General features: G+C 64.9%; 15 protein-coding genes. 1 reads left to right on the top strand and 14 read right to left on the bottom strand.

The features are described from left to right. Positions 1-113: 113 nt before the first annotated feature. The 9 genes from VGL40_12960 to metG all read right to left on the bottom strand — a co-directional run bounded on the left by VGL40_12960 (position 114) and on the right by metG (position 9,812). Complete coding sequence (locus VGL40_12960; GenBank protein HEY3316173.1) at positions 114-956, bottom strand: hypothetical protein; 843 nt, start codon at positions 954-956, stop codon at positions 114-116. Between the two features lie 58 nt (positions 957-1,014). Beyond that, positions 1,015-1,698: a cytochrome b N-terminal domain-containing protein gene (locus VGL40_12955; GenBank protein HEY3316172.1), complete on the bottom strand. Its 684-nt coding sequence runs from the start codon at positions 1,696-1,698 to the stop codon at positions 1,015-1,017. Positions 1,699-1,757: 59 nt separating this feature from the next. Next, positions 1,758-2,516, bottom strand: a complete 759-nt coding sequence (locus tag VGL40_12950) for a hypothetical protein (GenBank protein ID HEY3316171.1) — start codon at positions 2,514-2,516, stop codon at positions 1,758-1,760. Between the two features lie 375 nt (positions 2,517-2,891). Further along, on the bottom strand, positions 2,892-3,362 hold the full coding sequence (locus tag VGL40_12945; GenBank protein ID HEY3316170.1) for a ribonuclease H-like YkuK family protein: 471 nt from the start codon (positions 3,360-3,362) through the stop codon (positions 2,892-2,894). A gap of 84 nt (positions 3,363-3,446) precedes the next feature. After that, complete coding sequence (gene rsmA / locus VGL40_12940) at positions 3,447-4,403, bottom strand: 16S rRNA (adenine(1518)-N(6)/adenine(1519)-N(6))-dimethyltransferase RsmA (protein ID HEY3316169.1); 957 nt, start codon at positions 4,401-4,403, stop codon at positions 3,447-3,449. Positions 4,404-4,543: 140 nt separating this feature from the next. Further along, on the bottom strand, positions 4,544-5,626 hold the full coding sequence (locus tag VGL40_12935) for a 3D domain-containing protein (protein HEY3316168.1): 1,083 nt from the start codon (positions 5,624-5,626) through the stop codon (positions 4,544-4,546). A gap of 118 nt (positions 5,627-5,744) precedes the next feature. After that, complete coding sequence (locus VGL40_12930; protein ID HEY3316167.1) at positions 5,745-6,881, bottom strand: GGDEF domain-containing protein; 1,137 nt, start codon at positions 6,879-6,881, stop codon at positions 5,745-5,747. Positions 6,882-6,981: 100 nt separating this feature from the next. Then, positions 6,982-7,794 carry a TatD family hydrolase gene (locus VGL40_12925; protein ID HEY3316166.1) on the bottom strand — a complete coding sequence of 271 codons (813 nt, stop codon included), beginning with the start codon at positions 7,792-7,794 and terminating at the stop codon, positions 6,982-6,984. Further along, positions 7,791-9,812 (bottom strand): methionine--tRNA ligase, encoded by a 2,022-nt coding sequence (metG, locus tag VGL40_12920; protein ID HEY3316165.1) that lies wholly within the window; start codon positions 9,810-9,812, stop codon positions 7,791-7,793. The genes VGL40_12925 and metG overlap by 4 nt, the downstream gene beginning before the upstream one ends. A 735-nt stretch (positions 9,813-10,547) precedes the next feature. Here metG and VGL40_12915 point away from each other — a divergent pair. Continuing rightward, entirely contained in the window at positions 10,548-10,796 is a 249-nt protein-coding gene (locus VGL40_12915; protein HEY3316164.1) for an AbrB/MazE/SpoVT family DNA-binding domain-containing protein, read from the top strand. Positions 10,797-11,061: 265 nt separating this feature from the next. Here the strand turns inward: VGL40_12915 and VGL40_12910 are convergent, their stop codons facing one another. The 5 genes from VGL40_12910 to nuoF form a co-directional block, all read right to left on the bottom strand. Then, positions 11,062-11,250, bottom strand: a complete 189-nt coding sequence (locus VGL40_12910; protein HEY3316163.1) for a hypothetical protein — start codon at positions 11,248-11,250, stop codon at positions 11,062-11,064. Between the two features lie 293 nt (positions 11,251-11,543). Continuing rightward, positions 11,544-12,767 (bottom strand): [FeFe] hydrogenase H-cluster maturation GTPase HydF, encoded by a 1,224-nt coding sequence (gene hydF / locus VGL40_12905; protein HEY3316162.1) that lies wholly within the window; start codon positions 12,765-12,767, stop codon positions 11,544-11,546. A 37-nt stretch (positions 12,768-12,804) separates the two neighbouring features. Further along, the gene (locus VGL40_12900; protein ID HEY3316161.1) at positions 12,805-14,262 is read right to left on the bottom strand and encodes an aspartate ammonia-lyase; all 1,458 of its coding nucleotides are present in this window, start codon (positions 14,260-14,262) and stop codon (positions 12,805-12,807) included. A gap of 108 nt (positions 14,263-14,370) precedes the next feature. Continuing rightward, entirely contained in the window at positions 14,371-16,095 is a 1,725-nt protein-coding gene (locus VGL40_12895) for an NADH-dependent [FeFe] hydrogenase, group A6 (GenBank protein ID HEY3316160.1), read from the bottom strand. 24 nt (positions 16,096-16,119) lie between these two features. Continuing rightward, a partial coding sequence (gene nuoF, locus VGL40_12890; protein ID HEY3316159.1) for an NADH-quinone oxidoreductase subunit NuoF occupies positions 16,120-17,432 on the bottom strand: 1,313 nt, incomplete at its 5' end.

The raw sequence follows: 17,432 nt of genomic DNA, 5'->3' as shown, positions 1-17,432 counted from the left end.
GATCTTAAACCCTTCCGACACCAAGACAAGACCGCCGGCGGATGGCCGGCGGTCTAATGGGCTGCTTCACGATTTGCTTCGGGCGGAGGGGGGCTTTGTCAGTCCTTTGCCGACTACTTATTGGAAAACTTGTGACAGGACGTGCAGGCCAGGTTGGGCAGGTGCTCCTGCCGGTCGGCGTGGCAGCTGAGGCAAGTGGTGCGGATCGTGGCGTCGGCCGGCACCGTCCAGGTATGCGGCTTGTGGCAGGCTTGGCAGGTCTGGTGCGCCGGTTGACTGTGAAGACCGTTCTTGGTCTGATCGGCGTGGCAACTCTGGCAGGAGACCGGATCCTTCCCCACATGCGGCTTGTGGCAGCTCTGACAGGAGAAGTTCATCGGGGCGGTGGCTGAGAAGGTCCCCTTAGCCGGGCCTTGGTCGGCGTGGCACTTGAGGCAGGCCTCGCGAGTGGGCTCGAAGGTCTTGACCCCTTTGAGGTAGGAATGGCATGAAGAGCAGTGAATGCCCTTCATCCCCTCAATGTTGACACTGCCCGCGGCCATGGTCGTCTTGACCCCGTTGCCGGCCAGATAGATTGCGGCCAGCACGGCGAAGACGGTGACGGCCAGGGCGATGGGCCGCCTCGACGGCTTCCGGTTGGGGTTGCGGTCGATGAAGGGGACGGCGACAAAGAGGGCCAGAAGAGACAAGGCAATGGTGGTGATGGCCGTCGGGGAGAGGGCTTTCGCCCCGACATAGAGGTAGTATAAGTACCACTGGGGCTGAACGGGCACCGCCCCGGCGGCTGGGTCAGGGTGACCGATGAATCCCGAAGCCGGTCGCAGAGCGGCGATGATGATGAGCAGGATGCCAACAATGACGATGACCAGGAGTTCCTTGAAGAAGTGGTCAGGGAAGAACGGATGGCCGCCCTTGTGCGGGCCGGGCGCGTTCCCCTCCGGTGGACGGTTTTCCATGGGTCTCACCTCGTTCCCAACTGATGACGGGTCTTGGGTTCCAGTCGGAGCGACCGGTTCATAGCGGCCCCGAGATGCCCTGGCGACGGATGACCACGAAATGGACGGCCAGAAAGACCAGGATCACCACGGGAAGGGCCATCACGTGTAAGGCGAAGAACCGCCGAAGGGTGGCCGCCCCGACCGCCGCCCCACCCCGCAGGACGGCCGCCAGGATCGGGCCCACCACGGGAGTCGACTGGACTACGCCGAGCAGCTGGGACGTGCCCCAGTAAGCCTGCTGGTCCCACGGCAGGAGGAAGCCGGTGATGGCGAAGGTGAAGGTGATGACAAAGAGGAAGACCCCGACCACCCAGTTGAGCTGGCGGGGACGCTTGTAGGAGCCGGTGAAGAAGACGCGCAGCATGTGCAAGATGACCATCAGGACCATGCCGTCGGCCGCCCAGCGGTGCGCCGTCCGGACGAGCCAGCCCAAGGGAAGCTGGTAGACGATGAACTGGACGCTCTGGTAGGCCTGGTCGGGATTGGGCTTGTAGTAGAAGGCCATGATGATCCCGGTGATGGCCTGCACCCCAAAGAGGAAGAAGGTGATTCCGCCGAGGCAGTACATCCAGTTGACGTGCGCCGGCACTTCATGCTCGGCGATGCTCTTCCAAACCGACCGGACGCGGTAGCGCTGGTCGAGCCAGTCGACCGCCCGGGCAAAGAGCGGCTTCGCCGGACGAGTCACGTTCTCTTGCATTGTCTCTCCTCCCGATGATGCGAAAGCTTATCTCTGTGGGTCGGGTGACGGGAACGGGCCTAGTCGTGAACCGGCACGGCCGGCTCCGGCCCGGCCGGTCGCCCGAAGGCCTGGGCCAGGAACAGCGGGCCGAGCAAGAGGTAAGCCCCGATGGTGGTGGCCGCGGCGATCATCATCAGGCCTTGCAGGGCAGTCCATCCAACCAGCTGGGTGGAGGTAACGACCAGGCCAATGATCGCTCCACCACCTAGAAGCCATCTGACCGCCGTCGAAGCCGGGGAGGACCCGGCCATGGCTGCGGCGAAAGCCAGGGCCATCAGGGCGAACAACAGGTTGACCGGGACATCCAGCCCGTAGGTCACCGAGTAGGGGTGCCCCTGGGCCCAGATGGCCAGGTTGCGGATGGCTACCCCCTGTTCGGCCCCGCTGACGGTCAGTAAGCGTCCGGCGATGTCACTGAAGACCACCGTCTTGAAGAGAGCGGCAAACAGCCCGGTCAGGATGTACAGCCCTCCGAAGGTCGCCCCGAGGACCGACAGGAGCCTTTGCCGCCCGGCCGTGAGGAGGGTCAGCGCCATGACCACGGGTACCTGCAAGAGCACCAAGCCGATCAGATTGAAACGCCCCCACCCGTTGATGAACGGGAAGGCCCGGGCGAAACCGGCCGCCGTGGGGTCTTGACCGACCCGGGTCAGAAAACACAGACCGGCTAGGAGGATCCAAACGGCGGTGCTTGCTGCGACGGCGATGGCGGCATAGCCCGCGATGCGGTATAGCTTGCCGTGGCCCTGACGGCCGCCTGCCTCGTTGCCATTCATTCCTAACCCCTCCTTTTCGTGTCTTCCTTATTCTGCCGGTCTGGCTTTGCACCATTCTTCACAATTCTCGGCCTTATATATGGGCGTCCGTCAGATCCAGGAGAGACCCGCCGGGGTCGGACCCCGGGCGGTACCCCTCAGGTCGTATGGCGCCACTCTTCTAACATATTCTATAACTTATACTTTATAATGTATATATTTGCTTAAACTTGCACTTTTATTATAGGCAATGACTGCTCTCTCGGCAAGGGGTTTATTAAAGAAATTAGCGCTGTTTGTGGCCTTTATATCAGGTCAGAAACAAAAATCCGGGCTGGCTCTCCGCCAGCCCGGTTCCCTTTCGATGTTGGTCATGCAAAGCGCTGGCTTACGCAATTACTTGGTGTGTTTATCGGCCACTTTTGAGGCACCGTAGGAGTTCGGCTTGATTTTGGCGTCAAAGCCGCTGCCGGTGACCATCCCGACGATCTCTCGGATGAGGTCCTTGGTCTCACCGGTGGTCCCGACGTCCAGATGGATTTCGACATTGAGGTTGGCGTGCCCGTTTTTCGCCAGGCGCTCAGCGATCTTGCTGCCCAAACCAAGACTGAGAGAGGTTTCGAAGTAGATCTTTTGCCTCAGGGTGGCCAGGCGTTTGTGGCGTCTTCGATTGTAGTAGTAACGGGCACCCAGGCCAAGGCGATGGACGATGACCGCGGTCACGAAGAGAAGGTCATCGCGGGTTTGCGAGTCCGTGCCCACAATCAGCCGGTGCTCGGCCTTGGGCTCCTGGCTGACGAACTCGATAATGTCGTTGAACATCGCCTCGAAAGACATCGGCCCTTTGGTCGGGCTTATGAACTGCATCGTTTTCACCTTGAGCTCATTATAGCATAGGGCCCGTCGGACTTTTAAGTCGCTCGCACCGGGGTGGTCGATGGCCTCGGGCCTTCAGCGGGGCCCCTCTGCCTCCCCGATCGGTGGCCAAAGGTCGCCGGCCAACGGCTCGACCGCCTGGGCCAAGCGGCCGAAATCGGCCAATGACAGGGTCTCGGCCCGCCGCTTGGGATCGATCCCGGCGCCGCGGAGAAGCCCCGGCCAGTCGGCGACCAACCCCGGCCGGCCGCCTCCGATGGACGAGAGGGCGTTGGCCAGAGTCTTGCGGCGCTGACCAAAACCGGCCCGGACCAGCCGGAAGAGGACCTCCCGGTCGGCCTGGATCGGCGGAGACGGCCGCCGCACCAAGGTTACGACCTGCGAGGCGACCCCGGGGGCCGGCCGGAAGGCCCCCGGCGGAATGACCCGGCCCGCACGAACCTCGGCATAGTAGGTCACGGCCAGGGTCAGGGCCCCGTAGTCCTTTCCACCGGGTGGCGCGGCCAGCCTCTCGGCCACCTCTTTCTGCACGGTCACGGTGGCCGTTTCCCACGGGCGGCGGGCCGTCGGCGCTGCCTCGACCAACTTCATGAGGACGGGGCTGGTGATGTAGTAGGGCAGGTTGCCGACCACCCGTCGGTGACCGGCCGACGGCCCACTTTTCTGCTCCAGGTCGGCGAAGATCTGGTCGACGTCGACCTTGAGGAAGTCCCCGGCAATCAGGGTGATCCCCGAGCAGCCAGCCAGGGCTTCCCTGAGGACGGCCAAGAGCCGGCGGTCTATCTCCACGCTCGCCACCGAGGCCCCGAGGCGAGCCAGTTCGACGGTGAGGGTGCCGGCCCCGGCGCCGATCTCGAGGACATGGTCTCCCGGACCGACCCCGGCCTCGCGGGCAATTGCCCCGAGAGTCCCGCGATCGTAGAGGAAGTTCTGGCCCAGTCGGTGGTTAAAGGTGAAACCGCTCTGCCTGAGCCGATCGAGGAGCTCCCCCGGCGAGGGGAGCCCGGGAACAGTCTCCTCCCGGTTATTCAACGCCGCCGCACCCCCTGTCTAGCCTGCCCAGTCCGGCTTCGGTCCAGACGACCCCGCGAGCGGACCCAAGCCACCCGCCGACAAGAACGGAACGGGGGGCACCCGTTCCGCGACCGGCTTGTAGTGTGTTCGGGTCTGGTCTACTTGATGAGGAAGACCGTCACCGTACGTTTTCCCCAATCGAGGGCCTCCTGCTTGGTGTCGTAGCAGAGATCGATCTTGTTGCCCTTGATGGCCCCGCCGACATCGCCGGCGATGGCGTAGCCATAACCGTCGATGTAGAGCAGGGACCGGAGCGGGATGACCCTGGGGTCGACGGCGACCACCCCGTAGGTTGCCTTCATCCCGGTGGAGGTGTACCCGTTGGCGTATGGGCCGGTGCTGTCGGGGCCCGGGTAGTAGGCCGTGGCGACCATGCTGAAGGCCTTCTTGAAGGCGATCTCCCGGTCTCCCCGGGTCACCTTGCCGGAGGTCCCCTTGAGGACCACCCGCATCTGTGGCTCCTGGATGACCTCGCGACTCAGTTCCTTTTGGGCCACGCGGTGACCGTTCTCGGTGACGACTTCCACCGTCACTTCGGCCATGCCGTTCCGCCCGTCCTGAACCACCTTGGTCAGGCCCATCGGGATGCCCTCGTCATCGCGGTAAACGGTTTCCGCCGTGATGACCCGCTTCTCCGTGACCACCGCCGAGGCCCGGCGGATGACTTCGATCGTCGCCCCGGGGGCCAGGGCCTCCGCCTTGACCACCTGCTGGTCCATGGTCACTCGGAGGTGGTCATTGGCTCCCACGGAGATTCCCGCCTCCCCGAGGGCCTCCATGGCCGTCTTGGTCGTCACCAGGGCGGTCGCCGTCCTCCCGTCGAACTTGAGGGTCACCGGGAAGGCTCGCTGCACGGCCACCGAAGTCCGTTTGGCCAGTGGGTCGCCGGCTCCGGGGGTGACCTTGTCCCCAAGGTTCAGCTCTACCCCGGCGGCCGCGAGGGCCTGTCCGACGGTCTTCAGCCGGGTGCGGATGACCACCGTATGACCGTCCGCCGTGACTTCGACCGTCTTCGTCGCCAGGGCCACCGAGCTCAGGGTCAGGACCAGGGCCAGGGCGAGGATGACGCTGGCGGCGATCATCGGCTGCCGCCTGATGTGGGCGACCATTCGATCGGCTGATCGGGTCAGTCTTTCGGCCACCTTGGCCAGTCGTTCGCTTGAGCTAAACAGGGCTGGCATGGCTGGATTCACCGCCTCTTGGGCTTGGCCCGATTCTTGGTCAAGTTCGAAAAGCCGTCTTGGATGCTTGACAAATCCCTCCTGAGCGATCCCCGGCCCCGGGGGCCCCACGCGCGTCTCACTTACCGGGCTGACCCTTGCGTCCCTCGCCGGCCGGCATGGGCCGCTGGCCGGGCCGCCCGGGCAGGATCTCCGGGTAGAGGATGGCCCCGTTGCGGCCGCCCCGCTTGGCCGCATACAACGCTTGGTCGGCCCGTTCGATCAACTCGGTACGGTTGGCCGCGATCGCCGGGAAAGCGGCCACCCCGATGGAGACCGTCACCCGGCCCGCTTTCAACTGAGCCTCCCCGACGAAAGGATGCTCCTCGACCTGCCCCCTGATTCGGTCGGCGACCCCCAGGGCCGCCGGGCCGTCGGTTTCGGGAAGGATGATGGCGAATTCCTCTCCCCCGTACCGGGCGACGATGTCGACCTCTCGAACGGCCGCCTTCAACAGGGCGGCCAGTTCCTTGAGGAGGCCGTTGCCGGCCATGTGCCCGTGGGTATCGTTGTAGTCCTTGAAGTGATCGATGTCGATCATCAGCAGGCTGAGGGCGAATCCGTAGCGTTCGGCCCGCTTGATCTCCTCGTCCAGCCGTTGCTGGAAGTAGGTGTGGTTGTACAGCTTGGTCAGCCCATCGGTGACCGCCAATCGTCCGATTTCCTCGGCATAGGCCCGCAGGTTCTCGTGGGCCACTCGGAGTTCCTCGAGCAACTGAATGCTGGCCTCGCGTTCGAGCCGCTCGCGCTTGACGGCGTCGGCCAGATAGCCGGTGAGCGCCCCGATCAGGACGAAGAAGCCGCCACGGAGGATGACCGGCAGCCAATCCGGCCCGCCCATGACCGAGGCCAGAGCATAGAGGAGGGCTCCGGTGATGCTGGCGGCGACGCTCTCCCGCCACCCGAGGAGGACGGCGGCCTGGACGATCGACAGGTAGTACAGGTTGTACAGGTCGGAGCTCGCTCCGCCCTGGGTGAAGACCAGGGCGCTGATGAGAACCAGGTCGGCGGCGACGACGTAGTATCCCGTCTTGTCGGAATAGGACGGCCGTCGGTAGGTGTGTTGCAGGATCGCGGTGTAAGCCACGAGGAGCAGAATCAGGAGGGCCGACCACCAGTCGGGGCGGCGCCAGAGAAGGACGGCCGCGCCAAACCCGACGAGGACCCAGCGGAGCGAGAGCACGAACTGTTCGTATCGACCAGGTTGTCGGCGCATGGTGGCGATCCTCCCAGCCCGTTTTGGATTCGGCGCGGGAGGCCCGGTTCCCTCCCCAGGTCTTGCGCCGCTCGCGCCGACGGCCGGTCGGATTCTAGAATCAGCCCAGCGTAAGACCGAGGGCCTTGACCGCCGTCCGGGTGGTCTCGGCCCGGATCACGGCCAGTGACTCCCCGCGGACTTCGGCCACCTTCTGGGCGACCGCCGCTACCCTGGCCGGCTCATTCCGCTTGCCGCGGAAGGGCTCCGGGGAGAGGTAGGGTGAGTCGGTCTCCAGAAGAAGCCGATTGAGCGGGAGGACCTTCGCTACCTCCTGCGTCTTTAGGCCATTGGCGAAGGTCACCGCCCCGCCGACGGCCATGAAGTAGCCGGCCGAGAGGCAGGCCCGGGCCATCGCCGCGTCCCCGGAAAAACAATGCAGGACGACGGTCAACCCGGCGGCTTCCTCCTCCAGGATCCGCAGGACCTCGTCGTGGGCGTCGCGGTCGTGGATGATCACCGGTTTCCTTAGCTCACGGGCCAGGCGGAGCTGCCGGCGGAAGGCCTCCCGCTGGGCGGGCCGGGGGGAGAGGTCACGGTAGTAATCGAGACCGATTTCCCCGATGGCCGCGACCTTCGGCTTGCGGGCCAAGTCGCCTAGCCTCGCCAGGGTCCCCGCAGTGGCCTCGGTCGCGTCGTGGGGGTGAATGCCCACCGCCGCCCAGATGTCCGGGTTGGCCTCGGCGAGGTCCACCGACGCGAGGGAGCTGGCCAGGTTGAACCCGACGTTGACCAACGCGGCCACCCCGGCCGCCCGAGCACGGCTGATGACCTCCGCCCGGTCTGGCGCGTAATCCTTCAAATCGAGATGGCAATGAGTCTCGACGACCGGTGGGAGAGCGCCGGCCGCTGCCCCCGGTTTGTTCGCCTTCATTTGACCCTGCTCCCCGGGGGTACTGGGCGCTCCGGGGTGACCAGGCCGAGCTGGGCGCCGTCGTCGGTGGAGGCAGCCAGCAGCATGCCCCGTGATTCCAGGCCACGGATCTTGGCCGGGGCCAGGTTGGCCACGACGACGATGCTCTTGCCGATCAGCGCCTCCGGTTCGTAGTGCTTGGCAATACCGGCGACGAGCTGTCGCTTTTCCTCGCCGATCTGAACATCGAGGCGGAGGAGCTTGTCGGCCCCCTTGATCCGCTCGGCCGTCAGGATGGTGGCCACGCGGAGGTCCAGCCGCCGGAAATCGTCGATGGAAATCTGGGCCGGACCGACGTCGGTGGAAGGACCGGCCTCGCCGGGGGACGGGGGTGTCGTTGCCACCTGGGCCGAGACGGGCTCCGCCTGGGCCGCGGGCTTGCCCTGGACTCTGGCCGGGCCTTCGCCCTCCTTGGCCACCTCGATCCGGGGGAAGAGCGGCGTCCCCCGCCTGACCGTCAGCCCGGGCTGCAGCCGGCCCCAGGTCTTGGCGTCCTGCCAGGTCGACTCGTTGATGTCGCCGCCCACCCCGAGTTGCTTCCAGATCTCCCTGGGTGCCTCGAGCAGGAACGGCCGCAAAGCGATGCCGAGGATCCTGAGGGTCTCTGCCAGGTTATAAAGGACCGTACCCGCCCGCGGCCGGGTCTTCTCTTCCCGGGCCAAGGCCCACGGGCTGGTCTCGTCGATGTACTTGTTGGAGCGATCGATCAGTCTCCACAAGGAGGCCAGGGCCGAGCTGATTTCCAGGTCGTCGAAGTACCTTTCGACCTCGTCGAGGACCTGGCCGGCCAGGGTCGGCAGCTCCCGGTCGAGGGCTTCGTACGGTCCGGGCTCCGGGATGCGCCCGCCGAAGGCCTGGTTGATCATGGCCGTCGTCCGGCTGAGCAGGTTGCCCAGGTCATTGGCCAGGTCGACGTTGGTCCTCAGGATGAGGGCGTCCTCGGTGTAGTAGCCGTCGGCCCCGAAGGGGATCTCCCTCAGGAGATAGTAGCGGACCGCGTCGACCCCGTACTTGTCAATGAGGACCAGCGGGTCGATGACGTTCCCCCGCGACTTGGACATCTTGCCGCTCTCCAGTTGGAGCCAACCATGGCCGAAGATCTTGTCCGGCAAGGGCAGGTCCAAGGCCATCAGCATGATCGGCCAAATGATGCAGTGGAACCGGACGATCTCCTTGCCGATTAGGTGCACATCGGCCGGCCAATAGCGGCGGAACTTCCTCTCGTCGGAGAGGTAGCCGATGGCCGTGATGTAGTTGGCCAGGGCGTCGAACCAGACGTAGATGACGTGCCTAGGGTTGGAGGGGACCGGGATGCCCCAGGTGAAGGTGGTCCGGGACACGCACAGGTCCTCCAGCCCTTGCTTGATGAAGCTGACGATCTCGTTACGCCGGGAGACCGGCTGGATGAACTCGGGATGGGTCTCGATGTGCCTCAACAGCCGGTCGGCGTACTTGCCAAGGCGGAAGAAGTAGCTCTCCTCCCGAAGCCGCTCGAAGGGGGCGTCGTGGTCGGGGCATCGGCCCCCAAGGTCCTTGTACTGGGTCTCGGTGAAGAAGGCCTCGCAGCCGGTGCAGTACCAGCCCTCGTATTCGGCCTTGTAGATGTCCCCCTTGGCCAGGATCTTCTCGAAGATCTGCTGGACGACCCGCTCGTGGACGGGGTCCGTGGTCCGGATGAACCCGTCGTAGGAGATGCCCATCTTGGCCCACAGGGCCTTGATGTGTTCGACGATCTCATCGACGAACGTCTGCGGGTCCTTGCCATCAGCTTCGGCCCGTCGCTGGACTTTCTGGCCGTGCTCGTCGGTCCCGGTCAGGAAGTAAGTGTCGACGCCGCGCAGGCGGTGGAATCTGGCAATGGCGTCGGCGGCCACGGTCGTGTAGGTGTGACCGATGTGCAGGTTGTCGTTGGTGTAGTAAATCGGGGTGGTGATGTAGAAGGTTTCACGCTCGCCTTCGCCCTTCGCTCTGCCGCTCAATCTGCAGTCCCCCCTTGTCAAGAACGCCTGCCGGAGCGGGTGACCCGTCAGTTCGGACGGGAAAATGAAAAACCCTCGCCCACCTTTGGGGCGAGGGAATATCCTTCGCGGTACCACCCATAAACGCCCGGGCCTCACGGCCCGCGCCTCCGCGGGTACCCGCCACTTGGGCGGAGACCCCGGCCGGTTAACGGCGGCCTGCCGGTTCAGCCTACTTGGGCCCGCCTGGGCCGGTTCAGCGGACGACTCTGGGGCCATCTTCGCTCCGCCCTTTGGGGCCGGCTTTCACCTGGCCCGGCTCTCTACGCCCTCGAGGCGGGGTTACTCTTCCCCTTCACCGTCTTTGACCCGTTTCTCTGGCTCGGTGTATTAACCTCAATATATGGCAGCCGGGCCGTCCTGTCAAGGCACACGGCGGCGGCGGCGGCGGCGGCTGGGGCCCCTGACACCCAAACGGGCGGGAATGTCGACTTGTGTCGAACCAGGCCTCCGTACCTCCCACTCCGGGAAGCAGGCGACTCCGGCCGGCCCGGTCAGACAGAAACGAACCTCCGTTGGCGATAGCCAATCCAGCGCTACTTGGCCGTTCTGAGGTCACCTCGGGCGGCCAACATGAAGAGATGTTGACCGGCCTAGTCAAACAATTATGGTTGACTTTTTCTGGCATTATTGGTATAGTCTATACAGGTAGTGTCGAAACGTGTAGAAAGTTTAAACGGAGGGACGCCGGTCATGATGAAGTCTACGGGTATTGTTCGTAAAGTCGATGAACTGGGACGCGTCGTGATTCCCATTGAACTCCGCCGCACCCTGGACATTGAAGAGAAGGACGCTCTGGAGATCTACGTCGACTCCGACAAGATCATCCTTCGCAAGTATGAGCCGGCCTGCATCTTCTGCGGCAACGCCCAGAACGTCGAGAACTTCCGGGGCAAGAGGGTTTGCCGGAACTGTATCGAGGCTATGCAGAGCCGGGCCGTCTGAACGGCCGCTTCGTCCCCGCCCCTGGTTCTGAGACGCTTCTTGCCCGCGATTCGAGCGTCGGCACGTAGCCCGCGCCGGTGGCCGACAGAAGCGCGTCGGCGAGGCAGTCCATCTCGACTTCCAGCAACAGTGCGAGCATGCCAACGCGAAGGGAGGCGCAACACAACGCGCCTCCCTTCTTCATTGCCCACATCCGGGCGACCCTTGGTCTGATCCGGGGTCCGGGCCATTGTCCGCCTTCTCTGTGCCTCAGGCCGGCCGTTTCTCAACCAAGCCTGGTCAGGAGCCGTACTCCCCCGGCCAGGACCACGGGCACGGCCAGGAGAACGAGCACCGGGGAGAGGGCGGCCGTCACGGTCGTCAGGACGATCTTGCCGGCCAGGCTGAACTGGGCCCCGCTCCACAGCAGATGGAGACCGACGGGGAAGCACCCTGCGAGAGCAGTCGCTACCATCCACGGTTTGAGCCTCTCGTTCATTGTCCTTCACCTCGCTCCTTTCATCGTGGTCCGGGGGGACCGGTCGGGAGACCTACGCGGGGTCGGCATTTGGGTCTGACAAGGCCCCGCAGAACCGCCCCCGATAGTGCCGGCGTTCACAAACGAGGGCCATATTTAAGTACTCCTTAACACCGATGCGTCCCGGTGTTAGTTCCACTTTTATTCTACCACGTTTCGGCCCTTCTGTGAAGAAGAAAGGGGACCCCCCTCTACTTTTGGAGGGGGGTCCCGTCAGTCGGCGAGCCCCTTCAGAGGCCGATGATTAGTTGCCTGGCTGCCGGGAATGGTTCGAGGGCCCGAGGCAGCAGTCCGAGCAAGTAGGCGATGAGGACCCCATAATTGACAATCGGGACGCCCTTCTCCCGGGCCTGACCTATTCTTGCCAGCATCTCACGGCGGTTGATCATGCACCCTCCGCAGTGGACCACCAGCTTGTAGGTCTCCAGATCATCGGGGTACTTCATCCCGGAGACCCAACTGAACTGAAGGTCCCCGCCGACCCTCTGGCGTAGCCAGCGCGGAATCTTGACTCTCCCGATGTCGTCGGCCTGCCGGTGATGAGTGCAGGCTTCCGCGATAAGGACCCGATCCCCGGGGCGGAGAGAGTCGACGGCCTTCGCCCCAGCCACCAACGCCTCGAGGTCCCCCTTGTAGCGGGCAAAGAGGATGGAGAAGGAGGTCAGCCTTACCTCCGAGGGCGTATCGGCGTCCACCTTGAGGAAGGCCTGGGAGTCGGTGATCACCAGGCGCGGCCGGCGGACCTGGTTGGCGAGGGCCTCTCGGAGCTCATACTCCTTGACCATGACGGCGTAGGCATCGTGGTCGAGGATGTCGCGAAGGGTCTGCACCTGCGGCAAGATCAATCGGCCCTTGGGCGCGGCAAGGTCGATCGGGACGACCAGGAAGACCAGGTCGCCCGGGTCGATCAGGTCCCCGACGATGGCCGGCGCCGACCAGTCGCTCGGAGCCACCTCGATGATCTTCTGTTTCAAGGCCTCGATGCCCTCGCCGCTCTCGCCGCTCACCGGCACCACCGGTACGCCAAGCGCGGTGCCCCAAGCGGTCCAGTCCTCCGGCTTTCGGACCAGGTCGACCTTGTTGATTACGGCAATGGCCGGTAGGTCCCGGTCTTTCAGGCGTTTGAGCAGATTCTGCTCGTATTCCCCGGGGCCGGCCGTCGCGTCGATGACCAGAAGGGCCAGGTCGGTCCGATTGAGAACCCGCAGGGTGCTCCTGATCCTCATCTGGCCCAGGTCTCCGACGTCATCGATACCGGCGGTGTCGATCAGGACCACCGGGCCGATCGGCAGGATTTCCATCGACCGGTAGACCGGATCGGTGGTTGTCCCGGGGACGGGGGAGACGATGGCCACGTCCTGGTTGGAGAGAGCATTTATGAGGGTTGACTTGCCGGCGTTGCGCCGACCGAAGATGGCGACGTGCAGACGTTCGCCGCGGGGAGTGGCTTCCACGTTCAATCCTCCAAAGGGCCGGCGCAGGTCCGGCCGGTCAGTCTTGGCGTCCGGGCCCCCGACCGTCGCTTCCGACGTCCCGGGTTCTTGTCACCGCACCGGGAATGCCCGGCCTGGTCATCTGCTCGGGGTCGAGGACCAGCGCCAGCCGGTCCGGGGTGAAGAGGCCGCGGTCCAGGATGACCTGTCGGACCGGGCGTCCGGTGTCGCGGGCCTCTCGAGCGATGTCCGAGGCCAGGTCGTAGCCGACGTGCCCGATGATCGCCGTCACCAGTCCGTAGCTATCTTCGAGCCAGCCCCGACAGCGCTCGCGGCTGGCCGTGACCCCTTTGACGCAGCGCTCGGTGAAGATGTCCGCCGCCCGGGTGAGGAGCTGGATCCCCCAGAGCAGGTCGTGGGCAATCAGCGGCAGGAAGGCGTTGAGTTCCAGTTGCCCCCCCTGAGCCGCGAGGGTGATTGCCACGTCGAAGCCGATGACCTGGTAAGATACCTGTTTGACCATTTCCGGGACGACCGGGTTGACCTTGCCCGGCATGATCGACGACCCCGCCTGCAACTCGGGCAGGTTGATCTCGGCCAGGCCGCCCCGGGGTCCGGAGGACAGGAGGATCAGGTCGGAGGCGATCTTGGCCAGGTTGACCGCCCCCGCCTTGATCAGCCCGGAGACCTCGACGAAGACATCGGCGTTCTGGGTCAGGTCGATCGGATTTTCGGCCCTTGACAACCCCTGGCGGGCGACCGCCCTCAGCTTCTCGGCGGCGAGGTAGGAGTAGCGGCGGTCGGCGTTTAGGCCCGTGCCGACCGCCGTCCCCCCCAGGTTGACCTGGCGCAGCCGTTCTTCCACCTTGTACAGACGCCAACGGTCCCGGGCCACCGCCTGGGCCCAGGCGCTGAACTCCTGTCCCAGGGTGATCGGCACGGCGTCCTGCATCTCGGTCCGGCCGAGCTTGATCACCCCGGCAAACTCTGCTTCCTTTTCCTGAAGGGCCTCTTGCAGGCGGGCCAGGGCTTGGCTGAGGGGGAGGAGCAGGGCGATGGCGGCCACGCGGAGGGCCGTCGGATAGACATCGTTGGTCGACTGGTGCAGGTTGACGTGATCGAGGGGGTGGACCAGGGAATAGTCTCCCTTACGGCCGCCCAGGAGTTCGATGGCCCGATTGGCGATGACCTCGTTGACGTTCATATTCGTCGAGGTCCCGGCCCCACCCTGGTAGGCGTCGACGACGATCTGATCGCCCCACCGACCCTCGGCCAGTTCCTCGGCTGCCTGGGCGATGACCCGGCCGCGTTCCTGGCTCAGGTGGCCCAGTTCCGTGTTGGCCAGGGCGCAGGCCTTCTTGACCAGGCCCATGGCCCTCAGCAGTTGGGGATGCGGGGTCTGTCCCGAGATCGGGAAGTTGGCCGCCGCCCTGCAGGCGTGGACCCCGTAGTAGGCGTCGGCGGGGACCTCGCAGGTCCCCAAGAGATCATGTTCCTGCCGGTTCGCTCCGGTCATCCGCCTCACTCCTTGCCTTACATCCTCCCCCCAGGTGAACGGGGCCATGCCCAGTGGCGGCATGGCCCCGCTCCTACTCAGCGTCTGAGCGTGTCCCGGGTTCTGGGCTCAATACCTGGAGCGCTTGGTGTACTCGGTATGCAGGAGGTGGTGCGACTTCTCGCCCAGGGGGTGACCGAGGTACTCCTCATAGAGCTGCTTGAGCACCGGGTTCTCGTGCGACTTGCGCAGGGGCATCCTCTGGTCCTCGCGGTAGATGGCGTCCATCCGCAGTTTCCGGATGGCGTTGTCGGTCCCGATGGGTTGGCCGCCGCCGCCGATGCACCCGCCAGGGCAGCACATGACCTCGATGAAGTGGTAGTCGGCCTCCCCCTTGGCCAGCTTCTCCATGAGCTTTCCGGCGTTGGCCAGGCCGTGGGCAACGGCCACCTTGACCTTGAGGTCACCGACGGGGATGGTCGCTTCTTTGATCGACTCCATCCCGCGGACGGCGACGAGTTCGATGTTCTCGAGGGACTTACCGGTCAGGATCTCGTAGGCGGTGCGCAGGGCGGCCTCCATCACCCCACCGGTGGCCCCGAAAATGGCGGCCGCTCCGGTGGAGATGCCGAGGGGCAGATCGTACTCCTCTTCGGGGAGGTTCTCGAAAGCGATGCCGGCCTCGCGCATCATCCGGCCAAGCTCGCGGGAGGTCAGGACGACGTCGACGTCCTGGTAACCGCTGTCCTTCATCTCCGGCCGCTGGCACTCGAACTTCTTCGCCGTGCAGGGCATGATCGAGACCACGAAGATGTCCTTTGGGCTGATCCCGGCTTTCTCGGCGTAGTACGACTTGGCCAGGGCCCCGAACATCTGCTGGGGCGATTTGCAGGTCGACAGATGGGGCAGGAGCTCGGGGTAGAAGTGCTCGATGTACTTGATCCACCCCGGGCTGCAGGAGGTCAGGAGGGGCAGCTTGCCGCCGGTCTTGATCCGCTCGATGAGTTCCGTGCCCTCTTCGAGGATGGTCAGGTCGGCGGTGAAGTCGGTGTCGAAGACCCGGTCGAAGCCCAGGCGCCGCAAGGCCGCCACGAGCTTCCCGGTGACCAGGGTGCCGGCCGGGAGCCCCATCTCCTCGCCGAGGGTGGCCCGGGTCGCCGGGGCCGTCTGGACGACCACGTGCTTCTTCGGATCGGCGATGGCCGCCCAGACCTTGGCCGTGTCGTCCCGCTCGGTGATCGCCCCCGTCGGGCAGACCAGGGTACACTGCCCGCACAGGACGCAGGCCAGTTCGGCGAGGTCGCCGTCCATGGCCGGGGCGATGATGGTGTCCTTGCCCCGGTTGATCGGGTAGAGGACGCCCACCCCCTGGACCTCATGGCAGGTGTAGACGCAGCGCCGGCAGAGGATGCACTTCGACGGATCACGGACGATCGACGGGGTCGAATGGTCCTCGGGGAATTCCTTCTGGACCCGGTCGAAGCGGACCTCCCGGATGCCGAGGCCCTCGGCCAACCGCTGAAGCTCGCAATGCAGGTTCTTCTCGCATTTGAGGCAGTCCTGCGGGTGCCGGGAAAGGATCAGCTCGACGATCAACTTGCGGGCCTCGCGGATGGCCGGGGTGTTGGTCTTGACAACCATCCCCTCGGCCACCGGATAGGCGCAGGCGGCCTGGAAGGTCCGCTGCCCCTGGATCTCGACGATGCACACCCGACAGACGGCTTTGACCGCCTGGTCGGGATGGTCGCATAGGGTCGGTATTTCGATGCCGGCCAGTCTGGCCGCTTTGAGGATGGTCGTCCCCTTGGGGACCTCTATCCTCTGGCCATCGATGGTCAAGGTCACCGTTTCCACCTTGTCACCCTCCCTTTCCCGGGGCTAGTCCGCGACCGAGACTCTGGCCGTAAGGGTCCGGCATGTCCCGGTCGGGCAGCGCTTCTCGTTGATGTGGGCATCGTATTCGCTCCGGAACCACTTGAGGGTTGACATGATGGGCAGCGGGGCCGCTTGCCCCAGCGGGCAGAGCGGCGCCTTGTACATCATCTCGGCCAGGGCGCCGATCAGGTCGATGGTTCGTTCATCAGCCTCGCCGCGGGTGATCTTCTCGACCAGTTGGTGGATCCGGAAAGTCCCCTCTCGGCAGGGGGCGCACTTGCCGCATGACTCGTGGACAAAGAAGTGGGCGAAGACCTTGGCCACGTCGACGATGCAGTGGGTATCGTCCATCACCAGGATGGCCCCCGAGCCCAGGGCTGAACCGGCCGCGGCCAGGTTGTCATAGTCCATCGGCACGTCCAGCAGCTCCTTGGGGAGGCATCCGCCGGAGGTGCCGCCGGTTTGGGCCATCTTGAACGAGTGGCCGTCCTTGATGCCGCCGCCGATGTCGAAGATGACCTCGCGCATGGTGATGCCCATCGGCACCTCGATGAGACCCTCGTTGACGACGTCGCCGGTGAGGGTGAAGACCTTGGTGCCCGGGGTCCGCTCGGTCCCGAGGCCGCGGAACCATTCCCAGCCGCGGGTGATGATCGGGGCCACATTGGCCAGGGTCTCGACGTTGTTGATGACCGTCGGCCGGCCGAACAGCCCGACGTCGGTCGGGTAGGGCGGCTTGACCCGGGGCTCCCCTCGCCCGCCTTCGATCGATTCGAAGAGGGCGGTCTCTTCCCCGCAGACGTAGGCGCCGGCCCCCAGCCGGATCTCGACGTCGAAATTGAAGCCGGAGTTGAAGATGTTCTTCCCCAGAAGACCGAGGCCCCGGGCCTTCTCGATGGCCGTCTGGAGGCGCCGGATGGACAGGGTGTACTCGCCGCGGACATAGATGTAGCCGTAGGAGGCCCCTACGGCATAGGCGGCGACGGCCATCCCCTCCAGGATGCTGTGCGGGTCTCCTTCGAGGATGAGCCGGTCCTTGAAGGTGCCGGGCTCGCCCTCGTCGGCGTTGCAGACGATGTACTTCTCGGCTCCGGGGGCCTTGCGGGCGAACTCCCACTTGAGAGCGGTGGGGAAGCCCGCGCCGCCCCGGCCCCGCAGTTTGGCCATCTTGACCGTGGCAATGACGTCCTCCGGGGTCATCGTCGTCAGAGCCTTGCCCAAGGCCTGATAGCCACCCTGGGCGATATATTCCTCGATGACCTCCGGGTCGATCAGGCCGCAGTTGCGTAGGACCACGCGGGACTGCTTCTTGAAGT

This window comes from Bacillota bacterium, from assembly GCA_036504675.1.
Taxonomy (GTDB): domain Bacteria; phylum Bacillota; class Sulfobacillia; order JAJYWN01; family JAJZPE01; genus DASXUT01.
Note: the sequence above shows the minus strand (reverse complement) of the source record. Positions and strands in the feature narration are given on the sequence as shown.